Consider the following 18,475-nt stretch of genomic DNA (forward strand, 5'->3'; position numbering starts at 1 on the left):
CTTGGTTGCGCTAACCTGCACTTGGTTGCGCTAACTATACCAAACCTGCCTGTTCTTATTGTGAAACGTCATGTTAAGACCGGCGGGTAACGCATCGGAAATGATGGTCGCGCAAGATTATTGCTTTCCGAAGTTTATCAACGACCGCCGCCAAACAGACGCGGCTACAGGAGTGTAAGAAATGACATTTGGACGGGTAAACCCGCAATTCCGCCTGCAAGATCAAGGGATCGAAGGTCTGGGCAATGTCTATTACAACTTTATGGAGCCAGCGCTGATTGAGCACGCTCTGAAGCGCAACGAAGGCACGCTCGGCAACGGCGGCACTTTCCTGGTGAGCACCGGTGAATTCACCGGCCGTTCGCCCAAAGACAAGTTCACCGTGCGCACCCCGATGACCGAAGACACCATCTGGTGGGAAAACAACCACGAGATGGCCAGCGACGCTTTTGACCGCCTGCATGCCGACATGCTGGAGCACATGAAAGGCCGCGACTACTTCGTGCAGGATCTCACCGCCGGTGCCGATCCGACCCACGCCATCAACGTGCGCGTCGTGAACGAGCTGGCTTGGCACAACCTCTTCATCCGTCACCTGCTGCGCCGCCCTGACCGCGATGCGCTGGATCAGTTCGTGGCCGACTACACCATCATCAACTGCCCAAGCTTCAAGGCCGATCCGGCCAAGCACGGCTGCCGCTCTGAGACCGTGATCGCGGTCAACATCGAGAAAAAGATGATCCTGATCGGCAACACCGAATATGCCGGTGAAAACAAGAAATCCGTCTTTGGCCTGCTGAACTACCTGCTGCCGGAAAAAGGCATCATGCCGATGCACTGCTCCGCCAACCACGCCAAAGACAACCCGGTCGATGCGGCGATCTTCTTCGGCCTGTCCGGCACCGGCAAGACCACGCTCTCTGCCGATCCGAACCGCACCCTGATTGGCGATGACGAGCACGGCTGGTCTGACCGTGGCACCTTCAACTTTGAAGGCGGCTGCTACGCGAAAACCATCGGTCTCAACCCCGAAGCCGAGCCAGAGATCTACGCCACCACCAAGATGTTTGGCACCGTGATCGAGAACATGGTCTATGACGAAGAGACCAAAGAGCTCGACTTTGAGGACAAGAGCCTCACCGAAAACATGCGCTGCGCCTACCCGCTGGAGTCGATCCCGAACGCATCCGACAACGGTCTTGGCGGTCACCCCAAAAACGTGATCATGCTGACCTGCGACGCCTTCGGCATCCTGCCTCCCATCGCACGTCTGACGCCTGCGCAGGCAGAATACCACTTCCTGTCCGGCTTCACCGCCAAAATGGCCGGCACCGAGCGTGGTCTGACCGAGCCAACCCCGGCCTTCTCCACCTGCTACGGCGCGCCGTTCATGCCACGCCGTCCGGAAGCTTACGGTGCCTTGCTGCGCCAGAAGATCGCGGAATTCGGCACCACCTGCTGGCTGGTGAACACCGGCTGGACCGGCGGCGCTTACGGCACCGGCTCCCGCATGCCAATTAAAGCCACCCGCGCGCTTCTGACTGCAGCACTCGACGGCTCCCTGAACCACGTGGAATTCCGCAAAGACGCCAACTTCGGCTTCGAAGTGCCTGTCTCTGTACCGGGCGTTGACGACAGCCTGCTCGACCCACGCGGCACCTGGGCGGACAAAGACGCCTATGACGCCCAAGCCGCCAAGCTGGTGGGCATGTTTGCCGACAACTTCGAGCAATACCTGCCCTACATCGACGCAGACGTGAAAGCCGCCGCCATCGGCTAAGCGCTTCACCCGTTTTACTGAAAAGCCCCGTGCCACCCGCGCGGGGCTTTTTTGCATGCGGCGTGTGATTTGCTTGCTATGCTTCCTTTGAAAGGACACCTCACATGATCGCCTATATCACCGTCGGCGCAGACGACATCCCCGCCGCAGAGCGGTTCTACTCTGCCTTCCTGCCCGCGCTCGGCTACCGGCTTGAGCACTACCATGGCGACCTCAGCTACATCCCACCCGGCAGCCCGCCAACCTCTCCGGATTTCTACGTCAAAGCCCCGTTTAACGGCGCATCGGCTTCTGCGGGCAACGGTACCATGGTGGCCTTTCAGGCCGAGAGCCAACAGCAGCTGCGCGATCTGCACGCCGCAGCGCTCTCAGCAGGCGGCACCAACGAAGGCGCGCCGGGCTTTCGCGAAGCCTACAGCGCAGATTTCTACGTCGCCTATCTGCGCGATCCCCAAGGCAACAAACTCGCCCTCTTCACCACTTCCCCGTAGGGTGCGCAGTCCCTGCGCACCGCCGCTCTCCCCAAAGGCACCCCAAAATGCACATCCGCCCAGAAACTGCCGCCGACATCGACGCCATCCATAGCCTGTCCGAAGCCGCCTTTGGCCAACCGGAGGAGGCCCGCCTTGTCGACATGCTGCGCGCAGAGGGCGATGCCGCGCTCTCACTGGTCGCAGAAGAAGACGGCCACATCATCGGCCACGTCCTCTTCTCCCCAATGGCCGCCCCGGTCCGCACGCTGGGCCTTGGCCCGCTGTCCGTAGCGCCAGATCACCGGAAGCAGGGCATCGGCGCAGCCCTCGTCCGCCACGGTCTTGCGCAGGCGCAACGTGAGGGCTGGCAAGCCAGCTTCGTACTCGGCAACCCCGCCTACTACAGTCGCTTTGGGTATTCTGTTGAGCTGGCCAAAGGCTTCACCAACCAATTCGCAGGCCCCTATTTCATGGCGCTGGAGCTTGCAGCAGGCGCGCTCAAAACCCCGTTCGCGGTCTCCTACGCGCCAGCCTTTTCAAAGCTCTAGGCCGAGCGCACCCCCTTGTGCCAGGCGGCACGCAGCGAGGGCACCCCCTCAGTCAGCCGGAACCGGATCATATCCGCCTGCAAGCCGACCTCCAGACGTCCACGGTCCGTCAGGTTGGTGTATTGCGCCGGTGCCGCAGTGACCGTGTGCAGCCCCTTGGCCATGTTGCCCCAGGTCTGGCCAAGCATCACAGCGCCAAACAGCAGCGACGAAGGCACATAGTCTGAGGAAATGATATCCAGAAGATCGAGCTCCGCCAGCTCCATCGCCGCCACATTGCCGGAATGGCTGCCCCCGCGCACAAGGTTCGGCCCGCCCATGATATTGGCAATGCCATGGGCGTGATTGGCGCGTGCCGCTTCCACCGTTGTCGGGAACTCCGCCAGATGGATGCCATAGCCTGCGGAAGTTGCCACCTGCGCCTCCGTGGTGTCATCATGGCTCGCCAGCACAGCCCCAAAGCGCTTGGCCTCCGCAACTGTGGCCTCCTCATGCGCCTTACCCAGCCGGTCATGCAGCCCATGCAGAAAGGCGACGTAATCCCCAAACCCCTCCGCATCCATGGCGTATTTGCCGCGAATATAGGCCTCAAACTTACTCAGATCAGTGAACTGACGCTGCCCCGGCGTGTGATCCATCAGGCTGACAATGCCCACGCGATCCTCAGGCCCAAACTCCGCCAGCTCCTCAATCAGCGTCTCCGAGCAGGTCTCTGCCCGCAGGTGCAGATGGTGGCTGATCCGTAATCCCCCGCTGTCGCGCATCGACAGGATCTCATCGGCCACAGCCCGGGCATATTTGCCGTATTTCTTGCTTGGGTCAGACAGGATCGAGCCGATGCGCAGCGCATCAAACACCGTGGTGATGCCCACACTCGCCAGCTCCGCATCATGGGCCACAATCGCCGCCTGATGCGGCCAGTCCACCTTGGGACGCGGGCGCATATGCCGCTCCAGATTGTCGGTGTGCAGCTCGATCAGCCCCGGCGCAACATAATCGCCTTCGCAATCCACCGCGCCCGCAGGCACCGCCGCGCCCTGATCCATCTCGGCAATCGCCCCGTCGCGCACCACAATAGAGCCGGTCACGGTCTCGTTGGGCAAAACAAGGGTGGCATTTGCAAGGATCATCTCTTGTGTCATGTGGGTGTCACGCATTTTTGGCATTCGCTGTCAAAAGGTTGAAAGAGGCAATATGCAGTTCAAACGATACGGCATTTACTACACGCCAGAGCCCGGAGCCCTGGCTGATTTTGGCGCCCATTGGCTGGGCTGGGATCCTGTGGCGGGCCAACACTGCCCCCACCCGGAGATTGCAGATCTTCCGCGCCCGGTGGAAGAGATCACCGCCACGCCGCGCAAATACGGGCTGCACGGCACCATCAAACCGCCGTTTTTTCTGGCAGATGGCCAAAGCCCGGACGCCCTGCAGGAGGCGCTGGCCGCGCTCTGCGCCACGCTGGCCCCTGTCACGCTGCCCGGTCTGACATTGGCCCGCCTCGGCAGCTTTCTGGCCCTGAAGATCGACGGCGATCAGACCCCGCTGGCCGCATTGGCCGCGCGTGCTGTCACCGAGCTCGACATGTTCCGCCGCCCGCCCTCTGAGGCCGAACTGGCGCGCCGCCGTCAGGCCAATCTGTCGCCCGCGCAGGAAGCGCTGCTGGCGCAATGGGGATACCCTTACGTGATGGAGGAATTTCGCTTCCACATCACACTCACGGGCCGCCTTGGCAAGGATGCCGAGCAATCCCAGGCCGCGCTTCTGCCCCACATCACACCGCTCCTGCCGCAGCCCTTTGTGGTGAACAGCCTGACCTTGGTGGGCGAAGACGACAGCCAGATGTTTCACGAAATCCACCGCTACGCCCTCACCGGCTGAAGCGCCTCAAGCGCGGCGGCCACCGTGGCCGCCAGCGCACCGTCATTGGCCACTTCCACAACATCAGCGCCTGCGGGGCGCGACACGCCAGCACGGGCCAGACGCGCGGCAATCTCCGCCTCGCTCTCCCGTCCCCGCGCCGCCAGCCGCTGCGCCAGCGTCTGCACATCTGCGGTCAGCGAAAGCACCGCAAAATCCTCAAACGCCGCCCGCGCCTGATCGAGCACACCACGGGACAAGTTCACCAGCACAATCCGTGCGCCGGCCTGCTGCAGAGCTTCCCGCGGCACGCCATAGCGCAGCCCATGTGCGGGCCACCAAAGCGCAAAAGAGCCTTCGGCCACCAGCGCATCAAACTCCGCATCCCTGGCGCCAATCGAGTTCTCGCCACCCGCACCCGCCGTTCGCGTGATCACCCGACGCGCCAAAACCACATCGCTACGTGCCGCCGCCATCGCCTCCATCACCGTGTCCTTGCCCACGCCGGAAGGCCCCACGACCCCCACAACCCGCACAGGCAACGCCGTGTTTCCCATCACGCCGCCCCCTGCAGGCCAGGGGTGAAAACAGACACATCAATCTCCCGATCACAGACCTGATCGCGTGCCGCCTCATCGTGGAAAATCCCGACAATCGCCGCCCCGCGCGCCTTGGCCTCTTCAATCAGCCCCAGCACCGTGGCGCGGTTGGTCGCATCCAGCGAAGCTGTCGGCTCATCCAGCAACATCGCCGGATAACTATGGGCAAAGCCGCGCGCAATATTCACCCGCTGCTGTTCCCCACCGGAAAACGACGTCGGGCTCAGCTGCCAGAGCCGCTCCGGAATGCGCAGCTGGGTCAGCAACTCCCGCGCACGCTCCCGCGCCGTCTCAGCCTCAACACCCACCGCCAGCAACGGCTCCGCCACCACATCCAGCGTCGGCACCCGGGGCACCACCCGCAGAAACTGGCTCACATATCCCAAAACCTCACGCCGCAGCGCCAGGATCTCGCGCGGCTCGGCCTGCACCACATCCACGCCATCGACCAGGATAGACCCACCTGCGGCCAGGTAATTGCCATAAATCATCCGCATCAGGGTGGATTTGCCAGCACCAGACGCCCCGGTCAGCGCCACACATTCCCCGCGCGCCACACTCAGGTTGGCGCCATCCATCACCGGGATCACGGCGCTGCCCTGATTGTGCAGGGTGAAGGTCTTGCTCAGATCTTTAATCTCAATCATCTGATTTCTCATTCCCAAATATCCTCGGGGGTTTGGGGGCAGACAGCCCCCCCTTTTCCCATCAAACTTGCAGAACGGAACTGACCAGCAGCTGCGTATAGGCATGCTGTGGATCATCCAGCACCTGATCGGTCAGACCGGTCTCCACCACATGGCCGTCTTTCATCACCATCAGCCGATCCGCGAGCAGACGCACCACCGCCAGATCATGGGTCACGATGATGGCGCTCAAGCCCATTTCCCGCACCAATCCGCGCAACAAATCGAGCAGACGCGCCTGCACAGAGACATCAAGCCCGCCAGTTGGCTCGTCCATGAACACCAGCCGCGGCCCGGTCACCAGATTGCGCGCAATCTGCAGGCGCTGCTGCATCCCGCCGGAAAACTGCGTCGGGCGGTCATCCACACGGCTCTCGTTGATCTCCACCCGGCCCAGCCAGTCAATCGCCTCTTCGCGGATATTGCCATAGTGGCGCGCCCCCACGGCCATCAGCCGCTCGCCCACATTGCCACCCGCGCTCACATTCATGCGCAGGCCATCACGGGCGTGCTGATGCACAAAAGCCCAGTCGGTACGGCTCAGCATACGGCGCTCCGGCTCACTCATGGTGACCGTATCCCGCATTGCACCATCGCGCATCTCAAACAGCACCTCGCCCGTTTCCGGGGTCAGATGACCGGCAAGGCAATTGAGCAAAGTGGACTTGCCAGAGCCACTTTCCCCAACAATCCCCATGACCTCTCCGGGATAGAGATCAAAGTTCACATCTTTGCAGCCAATACGGTTGCCGTAATATTTGCTGATATTCTCAACTTTCAGAAGCGGCGTCATGCGGCTGTCTCCTCAAGGGCTGCGGCCTGCGCGCCCATATGCCCGGCGGCACGGCGGCTGGCGCAATAGTCGGTGTCAGAGCAGACAAACATCCGGTTGCCCGCATCATCCATGATCACCTCATCCAGATAGCTGTCCTCGGCACCACACATGTCACAGGGGTGATCGGCCTTGCTGGCCTCAAAGGGAAAGTCCTCAAAATCAAGGCTCACCACCTGACAGTACGGCGGCAGCGCATAGATCCGCTGCTCACGGCCCGCGCCAAACAGCTGGATCGCGGCCATTTCCATCTTCGGGTTGTCAAACTTCGGGATCGGGCTCGGGTCCATCACATAGCGCCCCTCCACCTTCACCGGATAGGCATAAGAAGTGGCAATCGCCCCGTGTTTGGCAATGTCCTCATAGAGTTTCACATGCATAAGCCCGTATTCCTCAAGACTGTGCATCTTGCGGGTTTCCACCTCCGAGGGCTCCAGAAAACGCAACGGTTCCGGGATCGGCACCTGATAGACAAGGATCTGATCCTCACGCAGCGCCTCTTCAGGAATGCGGTGGCGGGTCTGAATGACACTGGCCTGCGCGGTTTCCTCTGTGGTGGCCACACCAGCAGTCTTCTCAAAGAACTTACGGATCGAGACCGCATTGGTCGTGTCATCCGCGCCTTGGTCGATCACCTTCAGCGTATCCTCGGGCGTCAATGTGGCGGCAGAGACCTGCACGCCCCCCGTGCCCCAGCCATAAGGCATCGGCATTTCGCGGCTGGCAAAAGGCACCTGATAGCCCGGAATGGCCAGCCCCTTGAGGATGGCCCGGCGGATCATCCGCTTGGTCTGCTCATCCAGATAGGCAAAGTTGTAATCGCTCATTCCGCCGCCTCCTGCACCGGTGCCACATTTTCCATCGCCTCACGGCGCAGCTTACGGATCAGCTCCAGCTCAGACTGGAAATCCACGTAATGCGGCAGTTTGATGTGTTCCAAGAACCCCGTCGCCTGAATGTTGTCGGAGTGATAAAGCACAAACTCCTCATCCTGCGCAGGCGCGCCGAGGTTGTCTTCGCCCAGCTCCTGCCAGCGCAGCGCGCGGTCTACCAGCGCCATGGAGATCGATTTGCGCTCAGATTGACCAAACACCAGCCCATAGCCTCGCGTGAACTGTGGCGGCTCGGTTTTGGAGCCCTGAAACTGGTTCACCGTCTCACATTCGGTCAGCTCGATCTCGCCAATCTCGATGGCAAAACCCAGCTCCGGGATCTCCATCTCCACCGCGACCTTGCCAATGCGCAGTTCCCCCACAAAGGCGTGGTTGCGGGCATAGCCGCGCTGCGTGGAATAAGCCATCGACAGCACAAACCCCTCATCGCCCCGCGTCAGCGCCTGCAGGCGCAGCGGGCGGTTGGCGGGCAGCTCCAGCGGCTCGCGGGTCAAATCCCCCGGCGTTTCTTCCGAGCTGGCTTCGGTCTGGATCAACCCCTCTCTATTCAGAAACTCGGTGATATGCGGCGTTGCTTCCATGCGTGCTTCGCCACGTTCCACCACAGGCGTCTCACCCTCTGCGGCCAAGGCGAAATCCAGCAAACGGTGCGTATAATCAAACGTTGGCCCCAAGACCTGCCCACCGGGCGCATCTTTGAAGGTCGCCGAAATCCGGCGGTCGCAAGCCATATCAGCGGTTTCCACCGGCGCAGACGCGCCAAATCGCGCCAGCGTTGTGCGATAGGCGCGAATGAGGAAAATCGCCTCAATCATATCGCCCCGCGCCTGCTTGATCGCCAGCGCGGCCAGATCAGGATCGTAAAGCGATCCCTCAGCCATCACCCGGTTCACCGCCAGCGCCAGCTGTTCGCGGATCTGCGAAACGGACAGTTCCGCCACTTTCAGATCACCACGGCGTTCTTCGGCCAGCCACGCATGCGCATTGTCAATCGCGCGCTCGCCGCCTTTCACTGCAACATACATCAGGCCGCCTCCACTTTCGTTGTTCTCGGCAACGCGGAAACCTGATCCCCGCAGGTGAAGAAGAAATCGAGCCCCAGCGGGAACAGCAGCGCATTCATCTGAAACGCCTCTGTTTCCGGCAGCGCCATCTCAGCGGTTTCCTTGATCCCCGGCCCACGCAAGGTTGCACCTTCCTGGGCAAGCGCCTCGCGCTCCACAATCAATGTGGCGGAACGATCCGGATATTCCGGCGTGCCAATCGCAAAGCGGCTGAGCGGCGCAAGGGCGTCCCAGCTACCAACCGCAAACATCGCGTGCGAGGCCCCAACGATCGGCGCCCCAATGTGAAAGGCGATCCAGTCCCGCACCTCTTGGCAATCCCAGTCACCCGCCAGATGCAACGGCGTGTCCGGATCACAGAGCGTCAGGATCAGCGTCCCTGCCGCCGTGGACATTGGCGCAGGTGGCACCGCACCCACAAGGGTTTCGATTGTACCGGGCCGCGCCATCACATTCATGGCTGCGCGAAACGCATGCGCCGCATCCACAGGCGCATTGGCAAATCCGCCTTTCAGAACATCTGCGTTCATCAATCCTCTCCCCGCACCATAGTGAAGAAATCCACCTTTGTGGCAGCCGCCTTCTCCGCCCGCGCGGTCTTGGCCTCCGCAAGCTCATCGCCCAGCGGCGTCAGGATCGCGGTTTCCACCGCCGCCGCCTCCGGCCCCTGCATCAGCGCATCCACCAGCGCGGCAATCTCTGCCTTCTGCTTGTCACGCCCCTGCACATAGCCATGGCCCACCTCGCCGCTCTCCAGCTGCAACGCGCAGCGGGTCAGCGTCATCTCTCCGAGGTTGAACGGCGCGCCGGTGCCGCCAAGGCGCCCACGCACCATGGTCGCGCCGATCTCCGGCGCACGCAGCCAGTGAAATGCCGGCGCTGCGCCATGCTCTTGCCAAAGCGCCACAAGCCGGTCTGCGGGCGCTTTGGCGAGCAGCGACATCCAGGCGCGTCTGTTATTTTCTGCGGTCATCTAGACACCTTGTCGATTTGTCTATTTTCCTATACAACTAGACAAATTCTAGCGACACATCGCGAGTCGCGCAATCCATCCCCCCATGAAGTTTTCATGACAGAGACCCGCAACATGAGCGCCAAACGCACCCCGATCTGGCAATCCATCGCCAACACCCTGACCGAAGACATCGCCGAAGGCCGCTATGGTCCGGGGGACAAGCTGCCCACCGAGGCCGAGCTCTCCGGCCGCTTTGGCGTCAACCGCCACACCGTGCGCCACGCGCTAAAATCGCTGTCTGACAACGGCTTGGTCCACGCCCGACGCGGCGCTGGCGTGTTTGTGGCGCAGGTGCCAACCGACTACGCCATCGGCAAACGGGTGCGCTTTCACCGCAACATCGCGCAGGCCGGGCGTCTGCCGGGCAAAGAGGTGCTGCATCTGGAAACCCGCAGCGCAGATGCGGCAGAGGCCACAGCGCTCGCATTGCAGGAAGGGGCGGAAGTCCATGTCTATGACGGTCTGTCTCTGGCAGACGGCAACCCGATCGCCCTCTTCAAAAGCGTCTTCCCGGCGGCGCGTTTTCCCGATCTGCCGGAACAGCTCTCACGTCTGCGCTCTGTCACGGCGGCGCTCAAGGAAAACGGCGTGGCGGATTACACCCGCGCCTCAACCCGCCTGACCGCCCGGCGCGCCAGCGCCACAGAAGCCCTGCACCTGCGCATCAGTGAGGGCGATCCCGTGCTGCGCACCAAAGCCATCAACATCGACCCGGCGGGCAATCCGGTCGAGTTCGGCATCACCTGGTTTGCCGGCGACCGCGTCACGCTCACACTTACAGATTGAATAATTTGCCCAACAAGCCGCAGACGTCACGCAGCCGACACATAAGAGACGTAGAGAGAGCGAAAACACCAAAAGAGCATTCTTATGTCCAGATCCTCTCTGTCTCTGCGCCTCACAGGCGCACACGTCCTGCGCGACGGCATGCTGCAGGATGCCCCGCTGTCCTTCGCGGACGGCCTGATTGTTGATGACACACAAGCGGAGGTAGATCTCTCCGGCTATCTGCTGATGCCGGGCATCATTGATCTGCACGGCGATGCCTTTGAGCGCCACATCGCGCCGCGCCCCTCAGCGCCGTTCCCTGTGGACATGGGCCTGCGCGGCACTGACCGCGATGCCGCTGCCAATGGGGTGACCACCGCCTGGCTCGCCCAAAGCTGGAGCTGGGAAGGCGGCCACCGTGGCCCTGATGCAGCGGAAACTCTGCTGGCCGCACTCGATGCCTACCGCCCCCATACCCACACCGATCTGCGCATTCAGATCCGCTGTGAAACCCACACCGTGGACACCCGCGCGCGGCTTCTGGAAGCGGTGGAGCGGCACAAAGTCGACTATGTGGTCTTCAACAACCACCTCGAAGAAGCGCTTTATCTGGCCCGCGAGAAACCGGAAAACCTTGCCCATTGGGCCAAAGGCGCCGGGCGCACGCCAGAAGAGCATATGGCACTGGTGCGCGCCGCCTTTGACGAAAGCCCGCAGGTGCCCCGCCACCTCTGCGCGCTGGCCGAAGCCTTTGACCAGATCGGTGTGCGCTACGGCAGCCACGATGATCCTGATGGTGACACACGGGAACGCTATTCCGTGCTGGGCGCGCGGGTCTGTGAATTCCCAACCGCGCGCAGCGCCGCAGCCGTGGCCAAAGCGGTTGGCGATCACGTGGTGATGGGCGCGCCCAACATCGTGCGCGGCGGCAGCCAGGCTGGCAACATTCAGGCCGCGCGCTTGGTGGCTGATGATCTTTGCGATGCGCTGGTGTCAGACTATCACTACCCCGCGCTCTCCAAAGCCGCCTTCCGCATGGTGGATGACGGTCTCTGTGATCTGCCCACCGCCTGGGCGATGATCTCCACCAACGCGGCGCGCATCATGGAGATGGACGATCGCGGCACGCTGGATTTGGGCCAACGCGCCGACATCGCCATTGTCCATCCGGAGACCCACGCGATTGAAGGCACCATCGCAGGCGGGCGCATCAGCCACCTGTCTGGCGACGTGGCCCACCGTTTCTTTGACGCGGCATCAGATACAAAAATGGCGGCGGAGTAATCCGCCGCCGCAAGGAGGTCTGAGAGTAACGCCTCAGCCCCCGTATTTCTCCAGAAAGGCCTCTGCCTTCAGCGCGCGAAAATCCGTGAGCGCTGCGCGCAACCGGCTGTGGTCCCAATCCCACCAGGCCAGCGCCATCAACCGCTCAGACACATTTTCGCTGAACCGCCGCCGCAGCGGTGTGGCAGGCATGCCGGCGACAATCATGTAAGGCGGCACATCTTTGGTCACCACCGCGCCGCTCGCCACAATGCTGCCGTGGCCCAACGTGACCTCCGGCTTGATCATCGCGCCGTGACCAATCCAGGTGTCATGGCCAATGGTCGCCACCCGGCTCTGACGATGGGCAAAAAACGCCGCATCCGGCTCTGCATCGTCAAAGTAGTCATCTGAACGATAGAGAAAGTGGTGCAGCGAGGCGTTTTCCATCGGGTGATCCGTCGCCCCGATCCGGCTGAAAGCGGCGATATTGGCAAATTTGCCAATCTTGGCGTTTGCGACCTCCGCCATGCGGTCACAATAGGAATAATCGTCAAAATGCGCTGAAATGATCCGGCTGCCCTGCCCGATCTCCACATAACGCCCGAAAGTCGCGTCATGCAGAATACAGTCTGGGTGGATCAGCGGCGTCTCTGCGGAGAGCTTGGCCATATGCGGCTCCTGTTGTGTGAACTTCTATGCCTCCGGCGGGGATATTTTGGGCAAGAGGAAACAGGGGGACCCCCATGCTTTCTCATTCTCCAAATATCCTCGCCGAAGGCAAAACTCTTGTCGCGGATCAGTGGCCGCTTTCGTCCCCGGTGATCAGCTTGCGGCGCAGCCAGCCGGAGAACCAGTCCATCACCATCACCATCAGCACGATCAGCACGATGTAGTAGGTGACCTCTTCCCAGTCTTTCTGCGTGATCATCGCCTGTGTCAGCATCAAGCCGATGCCACCGCCGGTGATCGCGCCAATGATGGTGGCGCTGCGGGTGTTGGATTCCAGGAAATACAGGACTTGGCTCATCAGGATCGGCGTCACCTGCGGGATCACCCCAAAGCGATATCGCTGCACCGGTTTGGCCCCAGTCGACTGAATGCCCTCGATCTGCTTCTGATCGACGTTTTCCAGAGCTTCCGAGAACATTTTGCCAAAAGAGCCGGTATCCGTGATCAGGATCGCCAGCGCGCCCGTCAGTGGCCCCGGCCCAAAGGCGCGTGCCAGAACAATCGTCCAGATCAGCGCATCCACACCGCGGAAGAAATCAAAGATACGGCGCGTGATCTGGCGCAGCACGACAAATGGCGTGAAGTTCTTGGCCGCCAGAAAGGCCAGCGGAAGCGCCACAATGGCCGCGCCCATGGTGCCAAGGAAGGCCATCAGGATGGTCTCAAAGATCGCCCAGGCCACATCCTGGTGACGCCACATCTTGTTGGTCCAGAAGTCCTGCCAGATCGCAGCCGCCTCACCGCCCAGCGCGCGTGACATCACTTCGCCAACAGGCATCCCGTGGTAGGGGCTATCAAGCGTGAAGAAGAAGAGCTCCCAACCGGTGAAATACCGGAACACCTCAGTGCGGTTGCGCGTCACGGTCAGACGCCCGGCACCGGTGGTGATGGTCATGCGGTTCTTGGAGGCATTGATCCAGTCAGGTGTCTCGCCTTCCGGCAGCACCGCCTGCACCCCTTTGGCGCGGCTTGGCTGCGCCGTGATCAGCCCATAGCCCGGCACGTCGTAGCTGACAAAATTGTCTGCGCCATAGGTCACCACATGACCGTCACCCAGATCGATCACCGTGTCGGTGTCCCCCAGCGTGACCCAATCCGGTGCTGTGCCCTCAGGATAGGTGCCTTTGCGCTCGCCCTCGATGGCCACAGACACCGCGCCGGAGCGGTTGTCGCGCGCCACATGGGTTTTGTAGCTGTAGCTGTCCGCCACCAGCGCGCGGGCATTGTCCGCCTCAAAGCGCTGCGCCAGACCGGGAATGTCAAAGATGAAGAAGATATAGGTCAGATAGGCAATCACCAGCGCCGGCAAACCAAAGCTCATGAGCTTCTTTCTGGCAAAATGGCGATCCGCCTGAACCTTCAGGAAATCGGTTTCATTGGCTGCGATACTCATGCCGAGGCCTTCTCAAATTTGTGCTCAGATTTGCCGTGGGTCAGGCGCTCGCGCACCAGCGAGGACAGCTGATCCACCACCACAATGGTGACAAACAGCAGGATGAAGATCGCGGCGGCCTCATCATATTGGCCTTTGCCCCAGCTCATCGCGTTGCGCAGCTCATAGCCAATGCCGCCCGCGCCAACGAAGCCAAGGATGGCGGAGGCGCGGATGTTCACCTCAAAGCGCAGCAGGCCGTAGCTGAAGTAGTTGGGCGCCACCTGCGGGATCACCCCGAGCCACATGCACTGGGTCCAGCTTGCGCCGACAGATTGCAGCCCCTCCACGGGCTTGAGCGAGGCGTTTTCATTGACTTCGGAGAACAGCTTGCCCATCGCGCCCGCGGTGTGGAACGCAATCGCCACCATCGCAGGCACCGGCCCGCCGCCCATCACAAAGATCAGCACCAGCGCAATCACGATTTCCGGCATGGCGCGCATGATGTCCATGATCCGGCGAAACAGCGGAATGAGACGCGGCCATTTGGCCATGCCACGTGTGGACAGCAGCGACAGCACCATGCCCAGCATCGTGCCAATCAGGGTGGAGGCCGCCGCGATGTTGATCGTCTCAATCAGCGAGGGCAGGAATTTGAGCAGATGCGCAGGCAGATCAGCGGCCTTTTCAAAGGCCTCGCCCAGCACCTCTTTGGGGAAATCAAACAGACGGTGCAGCCCGTCCCAGAACCCACCGGCATTGCGGTCATCCGCAATCATGAAACCCGTTGTCATCAAGGCGATGAAAACGATGAGGATGATGCCGTCCATCATCCGCTTGCGCCGCACCTGCGCCATGTAATCCGCGCGCACGCCGCCCGCGTTACGGCTGCCAGTGCCGCTACCGGTCAAATCTGTCATGGGAGCCCCTCAGTCAGGAAACAGGCCCCGCGCGCAACTGCACAGGGCCTGCTCAAAGTGGTGAAGTCGTCTTAGTTGGACTTCAGTTTGCGTGCTTCGATGATCACTTCGTAAGCGTCATGGCTGATTGGCTGCACGCCTTTGGCTTCACCGGACAGCACACCATAGGCGCACTCTGGGTCCATGGATGGCAGGGAGGCCATCAGCGCGGTGAATTTCACTTTCACGTCTTCCGGCAGCGCTTTGCGCAGCACGATTGGGCCTTCTGGGATCGGCTTGGACTGCCAGATTTTCACCAGCTCGTTCATGTCCACGAGACCCGCATCAACCGCACGACGCAGCGCGCCGGAGTTGTAGCCGTCTTCCCACTCGCCCAGACCGTCAGCCCAGGTCACGCCGCCGTCAAAGTCACCATTGTTCACGCCAACGATGGTCTGCTCGTGGCCACCGGAGAATTTCACTTCGCCGAAGTAGTCACCAGAAGTCATGGTCGCGCCGGTCACTTCAGGGATCTCGATGGATGGGATCAGGAAGCCGGAGGTGGAGTTCGGGTCACCAAAGCCGAAGGTCTTGCCCTTCATGTCTTCCAGAGAGGTGATGCCGCTGTCTTTGCGGGCAAAACCGATGGAGTAGTAGCCATAGCCACCGTCCACGTTCACTTTCACCAGGATCGGCTCAACCGCTTCCGGGTCAGACAGGTAGGTCTTTGCGTAGCCGGATGCGCCCAGCCATGCCATGTCGATGGTGCCGCCCAGCAGGCCCTGGATCACGCCGTTGTAGTCGGCAGGGGCGAAGAGCTTGGTTGGGACACCCAGCACTTCTTCGGTTTTGGCGCGCAGGCACTCGTTGTTGTTCAGACGGTCCTGGGCGTTTTCGCCACCCAGCAGACCAATGCGGAATTCGCTGATCTCTTCAGCAAACGCAGGGGCCGTCAGGGCAGTGGTCGCCAGAACGGCAGCAATCAGTTTTTTCATCGTTTCTCTCCGGTTGATAAAAAACCCCACGCTTCTGTGACGTGGGGTGTGATGAAACTCAGGCGTATTCAGGGGTCTTGCGGCCGACTTCTGCGTCGGTGCGGTCCAGCGTCTCGATCTCTGTCGAGGTGGCCGCTTCGCTAAAGGTGGCATCCGCACCATAGATGTCGCGCGCCACACCGGTGGTCAGCTGCGCAGGCGTGCCGTCAAACACGATGCGCCCGTCGCGCATGCCGATCACACGGTCACAATAGCGCCGCGCCGTGTCCAGCGTGTGCAGGTTGGCGATCACCATGCGGCCGTCTTCTTCGTGGATCTGGCGCAGCGATTGCATCACCACCTGCGCGTTCATCGGATCGAGCGAGGCAATCGGCTCATCCGCCAGAATGATCTTCGGGTCTTGCATCAGCGCGCGCGCAATCGCCACACGCTGCTGCTGCCCGCCTGACAGCGCTTCGGCGCGCTTGGCGGCATGTTCTGCAATGCCGAGACGATCCAGAATATCGATCGCGCGGTGGATGTCCTCATTGGGGAACAGGTTGAACATGGTTGCCAGCGTGCTGCGACGGTTGAGCGTGCCATGCAACACGTTGCTCACCACATCCATCCGCGGCACGAGGTTGAACTGCTGAAAGATCATCGCGCATTCGCTCTGCCAGCGACGCTTGTCACCGTTCTTCAGCGCGGTCACATCGGTGCCTTCAAAGATGATCTGCCCGCTGGTCTCTTCCGTCAGACGGTTCAGCATCCGCAGCAGGGTGGATTTACCGGCCCCAGAGCGCCCGATGATCCCAATCATTGCTGGCTTCTCGACAACGAAGTTGGCCGCGTCGACAGCCACATTTGGACCAAAGGCTTTGGTCAGTTTTTCTACTTTTAGCACGGCCTATCCCCACCATTCGATGGGCGCTGGCTACAGGCCGAATCCAAAGCTTAATTGTCAGAATGATGAAGTTTCTGTAACGGAAGTCGGCACAATTTTAACTTTCATCGCGGCTCCGCGAGCGCCGTTAAGCCGTCGCGCCTACCTCCGCGTGCGGAAAAACAGGCCGTTTCAGCGCAAAATACCTTGGAACCTCTGCGCCGCGCCGCTCTGGTTTTCCGAAATCAAAAAACCCGCGCAGAAATGCAGATTTCTCTCTTGACCCCACCTCAGGAACACCCTAAATCGCACCTCACTTACGGCGGTATAGCTCAGTTGGTTAGAGCAGCGGAATCATAATCCGCGTGTCCGGGGTTCAAGTCCCTGTACCGCCACCAAGAATTCCAGAAGCCCGGATGGATCGCCATCCGGGTTTCGCTTTTTTGGGATCTGTGAGTGGACTTTAGATCCCTCTTTACGCCGCTGTCTGCTCCGCAACGACTTCCGCAAACTGTGCAAAGAACTTCGCAGAGAGTTTCTTCGCCGTGCCCTGAATGAGCCGGCTGCCCAACTGCGCAATCTTGCCACCGACCTCTGCCTTGGCTTCATAGCTCAGCACTGTCTCCGCACCGTCTTCAACCAAGGTGACTTCTGCACCGCCCTTGGCAAACCCGGCCGCGCCGCCTTTGCCCTCACCTTTGAGCGTGAACCCATCCGGCGCGCCGCTGGTGTCCAGAAACACCTCCCCCGCAAACTTCGCCTTCACTGGGCCGATTTTCAGCACCACTTTGGCCTCCAGATGCTCCGGCGTGTGCTGCTCCAGCTCTTCACAGCCCGGAATGCACTGCTTCAGCACCTCAGGGTCATTGAGCGCCCGGTACACCACGTCGCGGGGTGCCGAAATGCGAATCTCATCTTTTAGTTCCATCTGGTATCTCTGCCTTTCTTGGTCTCAACAACATTTGGGAAACACCCGAAGCGCCTCTTCTGCGGCCTGCTCCGGTGTCAAATCTTCACGTGGGGCCCAAAACGCCCGCCACTTCTCAAGCAAGTTTCTCATCGCTGCCCTCCCCCGCTTCCGCTTGATCCATCCGGCGCCACTGAACGATCTCCGCAAGGATCGACAGCGCGATCTCATGTGGGTCCACCGCACCAATATCGAGCCCCGCCGGGCTCTTCAGCCGGCCAACCCTGGCCTCCTCCAGCCCTGCCGCAATCAGCTTCTCACAGAGCACCGCCGCTTTTTTGCGGCTCGCCACCATCGACACCCGCCGCGCCGGGGTCTCCAGCGCCGAGCGCAGCGCATCGCTGTCCCGCTGCCCCTGCGAGGCCACCAGCACAAAATCACGCGCCTCGATCTGGCCCACACCCTCATCGCCTCGGCACACCCGAAACCCGGCCAGCGTGGCATGGGCTGCCACCGCCTGTGCAATCGGTGTGTCGCCAAAAATCACCAGTCGCTGCGCCTGTTGATAAGGCTCGATCAGCACATCCACCGTGCCGCCTGACGGGCACCCGCTCTTAAACGTCTGCACCCCATCCGGATCGAGCAAGGTCACCACTTTGTCTGAAGGTTTCACCCGGATCATGCGCGGCGTCTCCGCCACCAAGGCCTCTGCGGCCGCCTCTTTGACCGCGCGTTTCACACAGGCCCCGCCCAGATGCCCAATGATCTCACCGCTCTGCGTGACCGCCGCCTTCGCCCCTGCTTTGGCAGAGGTCACATCGGCGGTGCGCACCACAGTTGCGACGCAAAACGGCGCCCCCTTCTCACGCAGCCGCGCCACCGTATCAAATATGTCAAACGCCTCCATGCGCTCCTCCTTCAAAGCCACGC

Annotated in this window: 21 protein-coding genes and 1 tRNA gene; 7 read left to right on the plus strand and 15 right to left on the minus strand. The window is 61.2% G+C overall.

Annotation, left to right across the window (positions count from 1 at the left end; all coding sequences use genetic code 11):
* The first annotated feature begins 181 nt into the window (after positions 1-181).
* From ACO07T_RS07980 to ACO07T_RS07990, 3 genes are all read left to right on the plus strand, one after another.
* Complete coding sequence (locus tag ACO07T_RS07980) at positions 182-1,780, plus strand: phosphoenolpyruvate carboxykinase (protein ID WP_209086019.1); 1,599 nt, start codon at positions 182-184, stop codon at positions 1,778-1,780.
* 104 nt (positions 1,781-1,884) lie between these two features.
* Positions 1,885-2,271, plus strand: a complete 387-nt coding sequence (locus tag ACO07T_RS07985; protein ID WP_422048963.1) for a VOC family protein — start codon at positions 1,885-1,887, stop codon at positions 2,269-2,271.
* Between the two features lie 47 nt (positions 2,272-2,318).
* Positions 2,319-2,801, plus strand: coding sequence for a GNAT family N-acetyltransferase (locus ACO07T_RS07990; protein ID WP_422048964.1), 483 nt, complete (start codon positions 2,319-2,321; stop codon positions 2,799-2,801).
* Here the strand turns inward: ACO07T_RS07990 and ACO07T_RS07995 are convergent.
* Positions 2,798-3,943 carry an alpha-D-ribose 1-methylphosphonate 5-triphosphate diphosphatase gene (locus tag ACO07T_RS07995; RefSeq protein WP_422048965.1) on the minus strand — a complete coding sequence of 382 codons (1,146 nt, stop codon included), beginning with the start codon at positions 3,941-3,943 and terminating at the stop codon, positions 2,798-2,800. The two genes, ACO07T_RS07990 and ACO07T_RS07995, sit on opposite strands and share 4 nt — an antisense overlap.
* Positions 3,944-3,995: 52 nt before the next feature.
* Here ACO07T_RS07995 and ACO07T_RS08000 point away from each other — a divergent pair, with 52 nt between their 5' ends.
* On the plus strand, positions 3,996-4,679 hold the full coding sequence (locus ACO07T_RS08000; protein WP_422048967.1) for a DUF1045 domain-containing protein: 684 nt from the start codon (positions 3,996-3,998) through the stop codon (positions 4,677-4,679).
* Here the strand turns inward: ACO07T_RS08000 and phnN are convergent.
* The 7 genes from phnN to phnG form a co-directional block, all read right to left on the minus strand.
* Positions 4,661-5,215, minus strand: coding sequence for a phosphonate metabolism protein/1,5-bisphosphokinase (PRPP-forming) PhnN (gene phnN / locus ACO07T_RS08005; RefSeq protein ID WP_422048968.1), 555 nt, complete (start codon positions 5,213-5,215; stop codon positions 4,661-4,663). The two genes, ACO07T_RS08000 and phnN, sit on opposite strands and share 19 nt — an antisense overlap.
* Positions 5,215-5,904 (minus strand): phosphonate C-P lyase system protein PhnL, encoded by a 690-nt coding sequence (gene phnL / locus ACO07T_RS08010; RefSeq protein ID WP_422048969.1) that lies wholly within the window; start codon positions 5,902-5,904, stop codon positions 5,215-5,217. Before phnL ends, phnN begins: the two co-directional genes overlap by 1 nt.
* Positions 5,905-5,965: 61 nt before the next feature.
* The gene (phnK, locus tag ACO07T_RS08015; protein WP_209060095.1) at positions 5,966-6,736 is read right to left on the minus strand and encodes a phosphonate C-P lyase system protein PhnK; all 771 of its coding nucleotides are present in this window, start codon (positions 6,734-6,736) and stop codon (positions 5,966-5,968) included.
* Positions 6,733-7,602, minus strand: a complete 870-nt coding sequence (locus ACO07T_RS08020; RefSeq protein ID WP_422048970.1) for an alpha-D-ribose 1-methylphosphonate 5-phosphate C-P-lyase PhnJ — start codon at positions 7,600-7,602, stop codon at positions 6,733-6,735. Before ACO07T_RS08020 ends, phnK begins: the two co-directional genes overlap by 4 nt.
* Positions 7,599-8,693: a carbon-phosphorus lyase complex subunit PhnI gene (locus tag ACO07T_RS08025; RefSeq protein WP_422048971.1), complete on the minus strand. Its 1,095-nt coding sequence runs from the start codon at positions 8,691-8,693 to the stop codon at positions 7,599-7,601. The genes ACO07T_RS08020 and ACO07T_RS08025 overlap by 4 nt, the downstream gene beginning before the upstream one ends.
* Positions 8,693-9,262 (minus strand): phosphonate C-P lyase system protein PhnH, encoded by a 570-nt coding sequence (gene phnH, locus ACO07T_RS08030; protein ID WP_422048972.1) that lies wholly within the window; start codon positions 9,260-9,262, stop codon positions 8,693-8,695. Before phnH ends, ACO07T_RS08025 begins: the two co-directional genes overlap by 1 nt.
* Positions 9,262-9,705, minus strand: a complete 444-nt coding sequence (gene phnG / locus ACO07T_RS08035) for a phosphonate C-P lyase system protein PhnG (RefSeq protein ID WP_422048973.1) — start codon at positions 9,703-9,705, stop codon at positions 9,262-9,264. Before phnG ends, phnH begins: the two co-directional genes overlap by 1 nt.
* Positions 9,706-9,801: 96 nt before the next feature.
* On the opposite strand from phnG, the gene phnF reads away from it, so the two are divergent.
* Together phnF and ACO07T_RS08045 are read left to right on the plus strand one after the other, a co-directional pair.
* Entirely contained in the window at positions 9,802-10,533 is a 732-nt protein-coding gene (gene phnF, locus ACO07T_RS08040) for a phosphonate metabolism transcriptional regulator PhnF (RefSeq protein ID WP_209077405.1), read from the plus strand.
* 84 nt (positions 10,534-10,617) lie between these two features.
* Entirely contained in the window at positions 10,618-11,799 is a 1,182-nt protein-coding gene (locus ACO07T_RS08045) for an alpha-D-ribose 1-methylphosphonate 5-triphosphate diphosphatase (RefSeq protein WP_422048974.1), read from the plus strand.
* Positions 11,800-11,832: 33 nt separating this feature from the next.
* Here ACO07T_RS08045 and ACO07T_RS08050 read toward each other — a convergent pair whose 3' ends face one another.
* The 5 genes from ACO07T_RS08050 to phnC form a co-directional block, all read right to left on the minus strand.
* Positions 11,833-12,450 carry a chloramphenicol acetyltransferase gene (locus ACO07T_RS08050; protein WP_422048975.1) on the minus strand — a complete coding sequence of 206 codons (618 nt, stop codon included), beginning with the start codon at positions 12,448-12,450 and terminating at the stop codon, positions 11,833-11,835.
* Between the two features lie 127 nt (positions 12,451-12,577).
* The gene (phnE, locus tag ACO07T_RS08055) at positions 12,578-13,903 is read right to left on the minus strand and encodes a phosphonate ABC transporter, permease protein PhnE (RefSeq protein WP_422048976.1); all 1,326 of its coding nucleotides are present in this window, start codon (positions 13,901-13,903) and stop codon (positions 12,578-12,580) included.
* On the minus strand, positions 13,900-14,802 hold the full coding sequence (gene phnE / locus ACO07T_RS08060; protein WP_422048977.1) for a phosphonate ABC transporter, permease protein PhnE: 903 nt from the start codon (positions 14,800-14,802) through the stop codon (positions 13,900-13,902). Before phnE (ACO07T_RS08060) ends, phnE (ACO07T_RS08055) begins: the two co-directional genes overlap by 4 nt.
* A 71-nt stretch (positions 14,803-14,873) precedes the next feature.
* Positions 14,874-15,776: a phosphonate ABC transporter substrate-binding protein gene (phnD, locus tag ACO07T_RS08065; protein ID WP_209060068.1), complete on the minus strand. Its 903-nt coding sequence runs from the start codon at positions 15,774-15,776 to the stop codon at positions 14,874-14,876.
* 58 nt (positions 15,777-15,834) lie between these two features.
* Positions 15,835-16,659: a phosphonate ABC transporter ATP-binding protein gene (phnC, locus tag ACO07T_RS08070; RefSeq protein WP_422048978.1), complete on the minus strand. Its 825-nt coding sequence runs from the start codon at positions 16,657-16,659 to the stop codon at positions 15,835-15,837.
* Positions 16,660-16,959: 300 nt separating this feature from the next.
* On the opposite strand from phnC, the gene ACO07T_RS08075 reads away from it, so the two are divergent.
* A tRNA-Met gene (locus ACO07T_RS08075) sits at positions 16,960-17,036 on the plus strand.
* Positions 17,037-17,113: 77 nt separating this feature from the next.
* Here the strand turns inward: ACO07T_RS08075 and ACO07T_RS08080 are convergent.
* Together ACO07T_RS08080 and ACO07T_RS08085 are read right to left on the minus strand one after the other, a co-directional pair.
* On the minus strand, positions 17,114-17,566 hold the full coding sequence (locus tag ACO07T_RS08080; RefSeq protein WP_209060064.1) for a CoxG family protein: 453 nt from the start codon (positions 17,564-17,566) through the stop codon (positions 17,114-17,116).
* A 115-nt stretch (positions 17,567-17,681) separates the two neighbouring features.
* Positions 17,682-18,452, minus strand: coding sequence for an XdhC family protein (locus ACO07T_RS08085; RefSeq protein WP_422048979.1), 771 nt, complete (start codon positions 18,450-18,452; stop codon positions 17,682-17,684).
* Positions 18,453-18,475: the final 23 nt, after the last annotated feature.

The sequence above is a fragment of the Shimia sp. genome, from assembly GCF_965227725.1.
Taxonomy (GTDB): Bacteria; Pseudomonadota; Alphaproteobacteria; order Rhodobacterales; family Rhodobacteraceae; genus Shimia.

Coding starts and splice junctions, on each gene's coding strand:
- ACO07T_RS07980 (WP_209086019.1), top strand. CDS start 182: ATGACATTTGGACGGGTAAACCCGCAATTCCGCCTGCAAGATCAAGGG.
- ACO07T_RS07985 (WP_422048963.1), top strand. CDS start 1,885: ATGATCGCCTATATCACCGTCGGCGCAGACGACATCCCCGCCGCAGAG.
- ACO07T_RS07990 (WP_422048964.1), top strand. CDS start 2,319: ATGCACATCCGCCCAGAAACTGCCGCCGACATCGACGCCATCCATAGC.
- ACO07T_RS07995 (WP_422048965.1), bottom strand. CDS start 3,943: ATGACACAAGAGATGATCCTTGCAAATGCCACCCTTGTTTTGCCCAAC.
- ACO07T_RS08000 (WP_422048967.1), top strand. CDS start 3,996: ATGCAGTTCAAACGATACGGCATTTACTACACGCCAGAGCCCGGAGCC.
- phnN (WP_422048968.1), bottom strand. CDS start 5,215: ATGGGAAACACGGCGTTGCCTGTGCGGGTTGTGGGGGTCGTGGGGCCT.
- phnL (WP_422048969.1), bottom strand. CDS start 5,904: ATGATTGAGATTAAAGATCTGAGCAAGACCTTCACCCTGCACAATCAG.
- phnK (WP_209060095.1), bottom strand. CDS start 6,736: ATGACGCCGCTTCTGAAAGTTGAGAATATCAGCAAATATTACGGCAAC.
- ACO07T_RS08020 (WP_422048970.1), bottom strand. CDS start 7,602: ATGAGCGATTACAACTTTGCCTATCTGGATGAGCAGACCAAGCGGATG.
- ACO07T_RS08025 (WP_422048971.1), bottom strand. CDS start 8,693: ATGTATGTTGCAGTGAAAGGCGGCGAGCGCGCGATTGACAATGCGCAT.
- phnH (WP_422048972.1), bottom strand. CDS start 9,262: ATGAACGCAGATGTTCTGAAAGGCGGATTTGCCAATGCGCCTGTGGAT.
- phnG (WP_422048973.1), bottom strand. CDS start 9,705: ATGACCGCAGAAAATAACAGACGCGCCTGGATGTCGCTGCTCGCCAAA.
- phnF (WP_209077405.1), top strand. CDS start 9,802: ATGACAGAGACCCGCAACATGAGCGCCAAACGCACCCCGATCTGGCAA.
- ACO07T_RS08045 (WP_422048974.1), top strand. CDS start 10,618: ATGTCCAGATCCTCTCTGTCTCTGCGCCTCACAGGCGCACACGTCCTG.
- ACO07T_RS08050 (WP_422048975.1), bottom strand. CDS start 12,450: ATGGCCAAGCTCTCCGCAGAGACGCCGCTGATCCACCCAGACTGTATT.
- phnE (WP_422048976.1), bottom strand. CDS start 13,903: ATGAGTATCGCAGCCAATGAAACCGATTTCCTGAAGGTTCAGGCGGAT.
- phnE (WP_422048977.1), bottom strand. CDS start 14,802: ATGACAGATTTGACCGGTAGCGGCACTGGCAGCCGTAACGCGGGCGGC.
- phnD (WP_209060068.1), bottom strand. CDS start 15,776: ATGAAAAAACTGATTGCTGCCGTTCTGGCGACCACTGCCCTGACGGCC.
- ACO07T_RS08080 (WP_209060064.1), bottom strand. CDS start 17,566: ATGGAACTAAAAGATGAGATTCGCATTTCGGCACCCCGCGACGTGGTG.
- ACO07T_RS08085 (WP_422048979.1), bottom strand. CDS start 18,452: ATGGAGGCGTTTGACATATTTGATACGGTGGCGCGGCTGCGTGAGAAG.